This window comes from Cupriavidus necator N-1 (genome assembly GCF_000219215.1).
GTDB lineage: Bacteria > Pseudomonadota > Gammaproteobacteria > Burkholderiales > Burkholderiaceae > Cupriavidus > Cupriavidus necator.
This window is the reverse complement of the sequence record NC_015726.1, coordinates 692,084-703,661: the sequence shown is the minus strand read 5'-3', so window position 1 is coordinate 703,661 and position 11,578 is coordinate 692,084. Positions and strand designations below refer to the sequence as shown.

At 68.0% G+C, this 11,578-nt stretch carries 9 protein-coding genes; 8 read left to right on the top strand and 1 reads right to left on the bottom strand.

Going from position 1 to position 11,578, the window contains the following annotated elements; all coding sequences use genetic code 11:
• Window positions 1-21 precede the first annotated feature (21 nt).
• The 8 genes from hutC (at window position 22) to CNE_RS03350 (ending at window position 10,403) form a co-directional block, all read left to right on the top strand.
• The gene (gene hutC, locus CNE_RS03380; protein WP_013955740.1) at window positions 22-768 is read left to right on the top strand and encodes a histidine utilization repressor; all 747 of its coding nucleotides are present in this window, start codon (window positions 22-24) and stop codon (window positions 766-768) included.
• 188 nt (window positions 769-956) lie between these two features.
• A complete protein-coding gene (hutU, locus tag CNE_RS03375) occupies window positions 957-2,651 on the top strand; it encodes a urocanate hydratase (protein ID WP_013955739.1) in 1,695 nt (564 codons plus the stop codon).
• An 83-nt stretch (window positions 2,652-2,734) separates the two neighbouring features.
• The gene (locus CNE_RS03370) at window positions 2,735-4,033 is read left to right on the top strand and encodes an MFS transporter (protein WP_013955738.1); all 1,299 of its coding nucleotides are present in this window, start codon (window positions 2,735-2,737) and stop codon (window positions 4,031-4,033) included.
• A gap of 543 nt (window positions 4,034-4,576) precedes the next feature.
• Entirely contained in the window at window positions 4,577-5,887 is a 1,311-nt protein-coding gene (locus tag CNE_RS03365; RefSeq protein ID WP_013955737.1) for a dicarboxylate/amino acid:cation symporter, read from the top strand.
• A gap of 166 nt (window positions 5,888-6,053) precedes the next feature.
• Complete coding sequence (locus CNE_RS03360) at window positions 6,054-8,003, top strand: sensor histidine kinase (RefSeq protein ID WP_013955736.1); 1,950 nt, start codon at window positions 6,054-6,056, stop codon at window positions 8,001-8,003.
• Window positions 7,993-9,312 carry a sigma-54-dependent transcriptional regulator gene (locus CNE_RS03355; protein ID WP_013955735.1) on the top strand — a complete coding sequence of 440 codons (1,320 nt, stop codon included), beginning with the start codon at window positions 7,993-7,995 and terminating at the stop codon, window positions 9,310-9,312. Before CNE_RS03360 ends, CNE_RS03355 begins: the two co-directional genes overlap by 11 nt.
• Before the next feature lie 49 nt (window positions 9,313-9,361).
• The gene (locus CNE_RS40925; protein WP_148271559.1) at window positions 9,362-9,667 is read left to right on the top strand and encodes a hypothetical protein; all 306 of its coding nucleotides are present in this window, start codon (window positions 9,362-9,364) and stop codon (window positions 9,665-9,667) included.
• Between the two features lie 139 nt (window positions 9,668-9,806).
• A complete protein-coding gene (locus CNE_RS03350; protein WP_013955733.1) occupies window positions 9,807-10,403 on the top strand; it encodes a helix-turn-helix domain-containing protein in 597 nt (198 codons plus the stop codon).
• A gap of 48 nt (window positions 10,404-10,451) precedes the next feature.
• On the opposite strand, the gene CNE_RS03345 is transcribed toward CNE_RS03350, so the two are convergent.
• On the bottom strand, window positions 10,452-11,537 hold the full coding sequence (locus CNE_RS03345) for an ornithine cyclodeaminase (protein ID WP_013955732.1): 1,086 nt from the start codon (window positions 11,535-11,537) through the stop codon (window positions 10,452-10,454).
• Window positions 11,538-11,578: the final 41 nt, after the last annotated feature.

Sequence of the window (11,578 nt, the reverse complement as noted above, 5' to 3'; positions counted from 1 at the left end):
CGGCGCCTGTCGCATGGCCGAATGGCCAAACCCAAGGGGAACCCGTTGTCGCTCGTGTCCGACTCTATGCCGGCGCCGCTCTATGCGCGCGTCAAGCAGCACATCAGCAGCAGGATCGCTGACGGCAGCTGGCCGCCGCATCACCGCGTGCCGTCCGAGACCGAACTGGTCGAGTCTCTGGGCGTGAGCCGCATGACCGTGCATCGCGCGCTGCGCGAGCTGACCGCGGAAGGCATGCTGGTGCGGCTGCAGGGCGTCGGCACCTTCGTCGCCGAACCCAAACGGCGGACCGCGCTGTATGCGGTCAACAATATTGCCGAAGACATCGCTTCACGCGGACACCGGCATCACGCGCAGGTCATCAGCCTGGAGGCGGAACGCGCCGGCCCGGCACAGGCCGCGGCACTGGAGGTGGCGCTGGAGGAACGGGTCTTCCATTCCGTGATCGTGCATTACGAGGACGATGTGGCGATCCAGCTTGAGGACCGCTATGTCAATGCCGCGGTGGCGCCGGACTACCTGGCGCAGGACTTCACCAGCGAAACCCCCTACCAATACCTGTCCCGCATCGCGCCGCTGACCGAAGGCGAGCACGTGGTCGAGGCCGTGCTGGCGCTGCCGGAAGAGTGCGGGCTGCTGGCCATCCAGCGGGGCGAGCCGTGCCTGCTGATCCGGCGCCGCACCTGGTCCGCGGGCCGGGTGGTGACGTCGGTGCGGCTGGTGCATCCCGGCTCGCTGCATCGCCTGGAAGGCCGGTTCACGTCCTAGGCCCGGAGCTGGCCGCCCGCGAGGGCACAAGGGACTCCGACATCATTTGTGATTAAAGCGCCGCGCTGGCGCTGACCAATCTACGGGATTACCCCGATTTATACGTACTTGTATATACAGGAATATACATGCCTATGCGTCGCCCGAAAAAGCGAGCGTTCCAGACCAGCACGACCGAAGGAGTTCCCGTGACCAAGACCACCACCACCACGCGTTTCCGCGACACCGAAATCCGCGCCCCCCGCGGCACCACGCTGACGGCCAAGAGCTGGCTCACGGAAGCCCCGCTGCGCATGCTGATGAACAACCTCGACCCCGAGGTGGCGGAGAACCCGAAGGAGCTGGTGGTCTATGGCGGCATCGGCCGCGCCGCCCGGAACTGGGAATGCTATGACCGCATCGTCGAGGCCCTGACCCGCCTGGAAGACGACCAGACCCTGCTGGTGCAGTCGGGCAAGCCCGTGGGCGTGTTCCGCACCCATCGCGACGCGCCGCGCGTGCTGATCGCCAACTCCAACCTGGTGCCGCACTGGGCCAACTGGGAACACTTCAACGAACTCGACGCCAAGGGCCTGGCCATGTACGGCCAGATGACCGCCGGCAGCTGGATCTACATCGGCAGCCAGGGCATCGTGCAGGGCACCTATGAGACCTTCGTCGAGGCCGGCCGCCAGCACTTCGGCGGCAACCTGAAGGGCCGCTGGGTGCTGACCGCCGGCCTGGGCGGCATGGGCGGCGCGCAGCCGCTGGCCGCCACGCTGGCCGGCGCCTGTTCGCTCAATATCGAATGCCAGCAGAGCCGCATCGACTTCCGCCTGAAGACCCGCTACGTCGACGAGCAGGCCACCGACCTGGACGACGCGCTGGCCCGCATCGACCGCTATACCTCGCAAGGCAAGGCCATCTCGATCGCGCTGTGCGCCAACGCCGCCGAGGTGCTGCCCGAGCTGGTGCGCCGCGGCGTGCGCCCGGACATGGTCACCGACCAGACCAGCGCGCATGACCCGCTCAACGGCTACCTGCCGGCCGGCTGGAGCTGGGACGAATACCGCGAACGCGCGCAGCGCGAGCCGGCGGTGGTGGTCAAGGCCGCCAAGGCCTCGATGGCCGCGCATGTGCGCGCCATGCTGGCGTTCCAGCAGATGGGCGTGCCGACCTTCGACTACGGCAACAATATCCGCCAGATGGCCAAGGAAGAAGGCGTGGCCAACGCCTTCGACTTCCCCGGCTTCGTGCCCGCCTATATCCGTCCGCTGTTCTGCCGCGGCATCGGGCCGTTCCGCTGGGCCGCGCTGTCGGGCGACCCGCAGGACATCTACAAGACCGACGCCAAGGTCAAGGAACTGATCCCCGATGACGAGCACCTGCACCGCTGGCTCGACATGGCGCGCGAGCGCATCAGCTTCCAGGGCCTGCCGGCGCGGATCTGCTGGGTGGGCCTGGGCCTGCGCGCCAAGCTTGGCCTGGCCTTCAACGAGATGGTGCGCAGCGGCGAGCTGTCGGCGCCGGTCGTGATCGGCCGCGACCACCTGGACTCGGGCTCGGTCGCCAGCCCCAACCGCGAGACCGAAGCCATGCAGGACGGCTCGGATGCGGTGTCGGACTGGCCGCTGCTGAACGCGCTGCTCAACACCGCCAGCGGCGCCACCTGGGTCTCGCTGCACCACGGCGGCGGCGTGGGCATGGGCTTCTCGCAGCATTCCGGCGTGGTGATCGTGTGCGACGGCACCGATGAAGCCGCCGCCCGCATCGCCCGCGTGCTGCACAACGACCCCGCCACCGGCGTGATGCGCCATGCCGACGCCGGCTACCAGATCGCCGTCGACTGCGCGCGCGAGCAGGGCCTGGACCTGCCGATGCTGAACCACGCATCGCGCGACTAACCCCGCGGCCAGCAAGAGCCGTTCTGCCGCCGGGGCCGCCACGTGCGCCCCGGTCGGCGCCTTATCGTTTTACGGAGACACCCATGTCCATCGACACCACCGCCGGCGTGGCGGTCGCTGCGCCCCAGGCGCAGCTGTCACGCACGCGCGCCATTGCCGCCATCACCATCGGCAATGGCCTGGAGTTCTACGATTTCGTCGTCTACAGCTTCTTTGCCACGCTGATCGGCCGGCTCTATTTCCCGGTCGACAACCCTACCGGGCAACTGCTGATGTCGTTCGCCACCTTTGGCGTCGGCTTCCTGATGCGCCCGCTGGGCGGCCTGCTGATCGGCATGTACGCCGACCGCGCCGGGCGCAAGCCGGCGGTGGCGCTGACGCTGTGGCTGATGGGGCTGAGCTCGCTGATCTTCGTGGTGACGCCGCCGTACGCGCAGATCGGCATCCTGGCGCCGGTGCTGGTGGTGGTGGCGCGGCTGGTGCAGGGCTTTGCCATCGGCGGCGAGATGGGCGCATCGACCGCGCTGCTGCTGGAATACGCCGATGACCGCACGCGCGGCTTCTATACTGCATGGCAGCCGTTCAGCCAGGGCCTGGCGGCGCTGCTAGGCGCGATCACCGGCCTGGTGCTAAGCAACGTGCTGGCGCCGTCAGACCTGGAAGCCTGGGGCTGGCGCCTCGCCTTCATGATCGGCATCCTGGTGATCCCGGTCGGCCTGGTGATCCGCCGCCGGCTGGAAGAAACCGCCACGCCCGTGCGCCATGGCGAGCACGCCGCGCAATGGCCGCTGCTGCGCCGCCATGGCCGCGAGGTGATCGCCAGCATCCTGCTGATGATCGGCCTGGCTTCGTCGACCTATATCGTCGTGTACTACCTCAGCAACTACGCGGTCAGCGTGCTGAAGATGCCGCTGTCGCTGGGGATCTGGGCCGCGTGCGTGGCGGCGCTGGTGCAGGTGGCGCTGTCGCCGTTCGCGGGCTGGCTGGCTGACCGCATCGGCCGCAAGACCGTGGTGCTGTGGTCGCGCGTGGCGCTGCTGGCAATGGTCTACCCGGCCTTCGTGCTGATCAACGCCGAGCCGTCGCTCACGCGCCTGCTGGTGGTGGTGGGCTGCCTGTCGGTGCCGATGTCGATGACCGCGCCGGCCTCGATGGTGCTGGTCAGCGAAGTGCTGCCGCAGCGGCTGCGCGCCACCGGGCTGTCGATCGCCTATTGCGTGGCGATCGCGATCTTCGGCGGCTTTGCGCAGTATTTTTCGACCCGGCTGATCCAGGTCACCGGTAATGTCAATGCGCCCGCGCTGTACGTGATCGGCTGCGGCCTGGTGTCGCTGATCGGCCTGGCGATGGTGCCGGAAACGTTGGGACGGCGGCTGAAATGAGTTCCCTGGCGCCGGCGCAGACCGCTCGCGCAGGGTGCGCCAACGCCACCCAAGCTTGTCTGGGCCTTGCTCTCCCTGTCCCGCGTGCGGGAGCGGGGAGCCTGCCGCCAGCCCCTTAAAACCGCGGGTTAACACCTACAACGCCGTTCGGATTCCCGAACGGCGTTGTCGCATTCCGGTCCGGATTCCCGAACCGTGCGCCGGAATCACATCCTTTTCCCCTTTGTATTCAATAAGTTGTGCAACGCCTGCAGCCCCTTCGGCCTGGCACGGCGCGTGCAATATAGGCCGCCGCCCACAGCGCCAGACGGGTATGCCGGCACGCCGCCCGGCGTCCCGGCCGATGCCAAAAACAAAGGAGGACACACATGACCGACCCCGCCTTGCCCACCCCCTACGCCACCCCGGCGAGCCCCCGGCACCTGTTGCCGCGCTGAACCACGACAAGGCCGGCCCGGCGCCCCGACATCGCCGCCCAGCCTTCCCGCAATACACAGACGCCCGTCCCTGCCACAGGAGACGGACGCAGAGGCCTGATCCACGATGAAACTGAATCGACTGCCCACCCTGATCTTCATTGCGATGCTGCTAGGCGTGCTGGTCGGCACCGCCGCGCACAACATGGCGCCGGACGCCGCCACCGCCAAATCGATTGCGGACCACCTGTCCATCCTGACCGATGTATTCCTGCGGATGATCAAGATGATCATCGGCCCGCTGGTGTTCGCCACGCTGGTGGCCGGCATCGCCAGCATGGGCGATGGCCGCGCCGTGGGCCGCATCGGCCTGAAGGCGATGATGTGGTTCGTTGGCGCCTCGATCACCTCGCTGCTGCTGGGCCTGGTGATGGCCAACCTGCTGGAGCCCGGCCACGGCATGAACCTGCCGCTGCCGCCGGCTGACGCCGCCTCGAACCTGAAGACCGGCGCGCTGAACCTGCGCGACTTCATCGCCCACATGTTCCCCAAGAGCTTTGTCGAGGCCATGGCGAACAACGAGATCCTGCAGATCGTGGTGTTCTCGCTGTTCTTCGGCTTTGCGCTGGGCACGGTCAAGGACGGCGTGGGCAAGCCCGTGCTGCAAGGCATCGAAGGCCTCGCCACGGTGATGCTGAAGGTCACCAACTACGTGATGGCATTTGCCCCGGTGGGCGTGTTCGGCGCGATCGCCGCGGTGATCACCGCGCAGGGCCTGGGCGTGCTGGTGGTGTACGCCAAGCTGCTGGGCAGCCTGTACCTGGCGCTGTCGCTGCTGTGGGTGGCGCTGATCGCCGGCGGCTACTTCTTCCTGGGCCGCGACGTGTTCCGCCTGCTCAAGATGATGCGCGCGCCGCTGATGATCGGCTTCGCCACCGCCAGCAGCGAATCGGCCTACCCGAAGGTGATCGACCAGCTGACCCACTTCGGCGTCAAGGAGCGCATCACCAACTTCGTGCTGCCGCTGGGCTACTCGTTCAACCTGGATGGCTCGATCATGTACACCTCGTTTGCCGCGCTGTTCGTGGCGCAGGTGTACGGCATCCAGCTGTCGCTGACCCAGCAGATCACCATGCTGCTGGTCCTGCTTGTCACCAGCAAGGGCATCGCGGGCGTGCCGCGCGCCTCGCTGGTGGTGGTCGCCGCCGTGCTGCCGATGTTCGGCCTGCCGGAGGCCGGCATCCTGCTGGTGCTGGGCATCGACCACGTACTCGACATGGGTCGCACCGTGACCAATGTGCTTGGCAATGCGATTGCCACCGCCGTCGTCGCCAAAAGCGAAGGCGCCATTGGCGCGCCGGTACCGTCCGAGGAGGATGAACCCGCCGCGGATACCACCACCGGCCTGGCACCTGCCCAGGTCCTCGCGGGCAAGTAATACCGTCCGCCAGGCGTGCCAGGGCCCGGTTGCCGATACGGCAACCGGGCCTTTTTGCATTCTGGCGCGGCACTGCCCCCCTGGTGTGGTAAAAGTAGGCACCCGCGCCGGCCCCCGCCCGTCCTGCCCGCGCGGCGGCTTTGCCACCTGCCTCACCCAACACCTGATGACCGGTCCGCTACATCCTCCCGGCGATACCACCCGCGCCACCGCACCTGCGTCCGCCGCACCCGCCAGCTCGCGCCTGCCCCACGGCCTGCGCGGCCTTGCGCCGCTGCTCGCACTGCTGGCGCTGGCCGTGCTGGTGGGCCTGGCCGGCTCGCTCGGCTACCGCTACAGCTACGACACCGCGCTGGCGCGCCAGGCCGAACGCGGCCAGGTGCAGTTGCGGCTGTACACGCAGGCACTGGAAAGCGAGCTGGCCCACTACGACTACGTGCCCGGCCTGCTGTCGCTGGACGAGCGCATCGCCGCGCTGCTGCTGCGCCCGGACGACGCCGCCCGCGCGGCACGCGCCAATGACTACCTGAGCGCCCTCAATACCCGCGCCGGCACGCGCGTGATCTATGTGCTGGATGCGCACGGCAAGGTGCTGGCCAGCAGCAACTGGCAGCGCCCGGACAGCTACCTGGGCGAAGCGCTGAGTTTCCGCCCGTACTTCCAGTCGGCCATGGACGGCCAGCTGGGCCGCTTCTACGGCGTGGGCACCACCCGCAGCGAATCGGGCTACTACCTGTCGGCGCCGCTGGGCGAGCGCGACAACCCGGTCGGCGTGGCGGTGGTCAAGATCGGTCTGGAGCCGCTGGAGAACCGCTGGCAGGGCGCCGACAGCCAGATGCTGCTGACCGACGAGAACGGCGTGGTGATCCTGGCCTCGGACCCGTCGTGGAAGCTGGCTGCGCTGCGCCCCCTGTCACCCGAGGCGCGCGAGCGGCTGACGCGCAGCCTGCAGTACAATCGCGCCCCGCTGCCGCAGTTGCCGCTGACCCTGGTGCGCAAGCTGAACAACGGCAACGGCGGCAGCAGCGACGAACTGGTGCGCCTGCGCAGCGGCCCGCCGATGCTGGCGCAGCATGCCGCGCTGCCCGGCACCGACTGGCAGCTGACGCTGCTGACCAATACCTCGCAGGCGCGCGTGGCCGCGCTCAACACGGCGGCGCTGGCCGGCGTGCTGAGCGCCTTCGTGCTGCTGCTGGGGGCGGCGTGGAACGTGCGCCGGCGCATCGTCAACGAGCGCCTGGCGGCGCGCGCCGCGCTGGAGGCGGCCAACAGCGAGCTGGAGCGCAAGGTGGCCGATCGCACCGCCGACCTGTCCACCTCCAACCAGCGCCTGCAGGCCGAGGTAGCCGAACGCATCCGTGCCGAGACCGTGCTGCGCCAGGCCCAGGACGGGCTGCTGCAGGCAGGCAAGCTGGCCGCCGTGGGCCAGATGTCGACCGGCATCGCGCATGAACTGAACCAGCCGCTGGCGGCGCTGCGCACCATCTCCGGCAACACCGGCAAGTTCCTCGAGCGCGGCGACTACGCCACCGTGCGCACCAACCTCGACACCATCATCGGGCTGGTCGAGCGCATGGGCCGCATCACCGGCGCGCTCAAGTCGTTTGCACGCAAGTCCGGCAACGGCCGCCGCCAGGCCAGGCTGGCCGAAGCGGTGGACAACGCGCTGTTCCTGCTGCAGACACGCGTGGACGCGGTCCAGCCCGCGCTCCAGCGCGATATCGATCCGACGCTGGCGGTGGTGTGCGATCCCAACCGCCTGGAACAGGTGCTGGTGAACCTGCTCGGCAACGCGCTCGATGCCGTCGCCGGCCAGTCCGCGCCGCGCATTGCGCTGCACGCGCACGTGGCGGGCGCCATGGTCCACCTGACCGTGCGCGACAACGGCGCCGGCTTGTCCGAGGAAGCCTTCGCACGGCTGTTCGAGCCCTTCTTCACCACCAAGCCCGCCGGGCAAGGCCTGGGGCTCGGCCTCACGCTGTCGGCCGGCATCCTCAATGAAAACGGCGGCAGCCTGTCCGCCGCCAACCACCCGGACGGCGGCGCCTGCTTCACGCTGGTGCTGCCGCTGGCACGGCACGACGCCAACCCACAGGATGCAAAGCATGCCGGCTGACCTGACCGTACTGATCGTCGAGGACGATGCCGATGTGCGCCTGGGCTGCGAGCAGGCGCTGCGCCTGGAGGGCATCGCCACGCGCGGCGTGGGCAGCGCTGAGGCCGCGCTGCGCGAGGCCGGACCGGGCTATGCGGGCGTGGTCGTCAGCGACATTCGCCTGCCGGGCCAGGACGGCATGGCGCTGCTCGCGCAACTGCGCGAGCGCGACCCGGCCCTGCCGGTGATCATGATCACCGGCCACGGCGACGTGGGGCTGGCGGTGCAGGCGATGAAGCAAGGCGCCTACGACTTCCTGGAAAAGCCGTTCTCGCCCGAGCAACTGGTAGACGCCACGCGCCGCGCGCTGGAGCAGCGCCGGCTGGCGCTGGAAGTGTCAGAACTGCGAGAACGGCTGGCGGGACGCCAGAAGCTGGAAGCCCACCTGATCGGCCATTCGCCCACGGTCGAGCGGCTGCGCCGCCTGATCGCCGACCTGGGCGACACCGACGCCAATGTGCTGATCCACGGCGAGACCGGCACCGGCAAGGAGCTGGTGGCGCGCTGCCTGCATGAGGCCAGCCAGCGCCACGCGCGCAACTTTGTTGCCATCAACTGCGGGGGCCTGCCAGAGCAGTTGTTCGAGAGCGAGATCTTCGGCCATGAAGCCGGCTCGTTCACCGGTGCCGCGCGCCGCCGCATCGGAAAGATCGAGCACGCCGAAGGCGGCACGCTGTTTCTCGACGAGATCGAGAGCATGCCGATGCCGCTGCAGATCAAGCTGCTGCGGGTGCTGCAGGAACGCGTGGTGGAACGGCTTGGCTCCAACCTGCCGGTGCCGGTCAACACGCGCGTGGTGGCCGCCACCAAGGCCGACCTGCGCGCGCTCTCCGATGCCGGGCAGTTCCGCGCTGACCTGTACTACCGCCTGAACGTGATCACGCTGGAGCTGCCGCCGCTGCGCGAGCGGCGCGAAGACGTGCCGGCATTGTTCGAACATTTCGTCGCGCAGGCCGCGTTGCGCTTCAGCCGCGAGGCTGTTCCCGCCACCCCGGCCGAGCTGGCCGCGCTGGTAGCCTACCCATGGCCCGGCAATGTGCGCGAGTTGCGCAACCTGGCCGAGCGCCACGTGCTGGGGCTGGGCTGCATCCCCGGCCACGGCACCACCGCGCCAGAAGCCCTGCCGCTGGCGCAGGCAGTCGAGCAATTCGAGCGCGCACTGATTGCCGATGCCATGCGCCGCCACGACGGCAACCTGAGCCGCGCCAGCGAAGCCCTGGGCGTGGCCAAGACCACGCTGTTCGACAAGGTGCGCAAGCACGGGCTGTGAAGTGCCGCGGTGAAGCGCGGACCGTGAACCGAGGGCAGCAGCGCGGGCCATGCCACGCGATCTGTCACGTCACGACAGGACTCTGAAGCGGCCGCTGTATTCAGCGGATGCTTCAGACGCTGTGTCCAGCCATGGGGAACCACCCCTGCAAATCCATGTCTGCGTTACTGTCGTGTCTGCCTGCAAGCACCAATGTGCGTTAAACAACCAATACGCGATGGAATTATGTTTTTTCTTACAGATCGATTGGCGTTTGCGGCATATTATTGGCTTCCAGCAGATCAGAGTCCCAGACATTCAATATGTCCAGAAAGTCGCTGATCGGCTGGAAATGAAAGAAATAACAAATTTATAACGAAAGCCGTCCGGCCGGCGGGGGAGCGGGCCAGGACACAGGGTCAGTCAACCATTGGCAGTGACTACCGCGCGGCGCTTGTGCCTGGCGCCGCGGGCGCCGTCCCGGCGCGGCTGCCTTCAGGACCACGGGTGATGGGATGAAACTGGATCCGGCACTGGCTGAAAAGCCTTATTACAGCACGCGTACAGCGGCAAAACTGCTTAACGTCTCTCTGGGCACCGTCCAGAAGATGGTCGAACGCGGCGAACTTGGCGCCTGGAAGACCAACGGCGGCCATCGGCGCATCCACAAGGAAACCGTGCACCGCCTGCTGGCGACGCGCATCGGGCCGGAATCGGCGTCGCCGCACGGCCTGGACCTGGTGGTGTTCCACCCCAACCACCAGGAAGCGCAGCGCATCCACGCCCAGCTTGCCAAGTGGGGGCTGCCGCTCAAGAGCGTGGTGGTCGACGATGTGCTGGATACCGTCATCACCTCGGTCAGCGAGCATCCGCGCGTGGTGCTGTACTACGTCGACGAACTGAACGACGCCGAGTCGGCCACCATCGAGAAGCTGCAGAATTTCTTTGCCAGCCAGCACGTGATCTTTGCCGTGATCACCAACCGCCAGGCCTATGAAGGCGTGGCCGATGCCCTGCAGCACTGGGGCATCATGGTGTTCCTGAAGACGCCGTCGCTGGAAGAGGTCAAGGGCTTCCTGCGCGCCCAGCTGATGATGGGCCGCACCGCCTGAGCACGGCTGCATACCGGGGCCATGCCGGCCCCGGTATCGCCTGCGGCCTCAGGCCACTGCCGCCTGCCGGGGCGTTGCCAGCCCGGCTTCGTCGCCGTCGGCCTGCGCCATCATCCACCCGTACAGGTTGCGCGGATCCGGCGGCATCGCCACCAGTTCAACCGCCCTGCCCGCCCGGTGCGCCTGCGCTGCGGCGTAGAGCCAGCGCAGCGCGGCGTAGTCTTCCAGCGCAAACCCAACCGAATCGAATACGGTCACCTCGTCCGCCGCCGCGCGGCCGGGCGCGTGGCCGGCCAGCACCTGCCACAGCTCGGTCACCGGCGCGTCGGCGGGCAACTGCTGGATCTCGCCTTCGATGCGCGTCTGGGCTTCGTACTCCACCACGATGCGCGCGCGGCGCAGGATATCGGGATGCAGTTCAGTCTTACCGGGGCAGTCGCCGCCTACCGCATTAAGGTGCATGCCAGGCCGCACCATTTCCGGCGTGAGGATGGTGGCGCGAGTCTTGTCGGCGGTGACCGTTGAGACAATGTCCGCCCCGGCCAGGGCGGCCTCGATCGATCCGGCGCGGCGGATCGAAAGACCGGGTACGCCAGCAAGGTTGCGCATCAGCCGGGTGGTGGCGGCCGGATCGATGTCATAGGCGGCGATCTCGCGCACGCCCAGCATCGCCTGAAAGGCCAGCACCTGGAACTCGGCCTGCGCGCCGTTGCCGATCAGCGCCATGGTCGCCGCACCGGGCCGCGCCATGGCGCGTGCCGCCAGCGCCGAGGTGGCCGCGGTGCGCAGCGCGGTGGCCAGCGTCAGGTCGGCCAGCATCAGCGGGAAGCCGGTTTCCACTTCGGCCAGCAAGCCGCAGGCCATCACCGTCGGCATGCCGTGCAGCGCATTGCGCGGATGGCCGTTCACATACTTGAATGCATACTGGACGCCGTCGCTGACCGGCATCAGCTCGATCACGCCACGCGCGGAATGGCTGGCCAGCCGCGCGGACTTGTCGAAATCGTGCCAGCGCAGGAAGGCCTGCCGGACCTGCCCGGCCAGATCCACGATAGCGGCCTGCGGGCCGATGGCGGCCACCAGGCGGGCCACGTCGCTGGCGTCCAGGAACAGGGATCGGGCGGTGCTTTTCATCAGACTTGCTCCGAGAAACCCCGACCTTCAGGGCGGGGAGT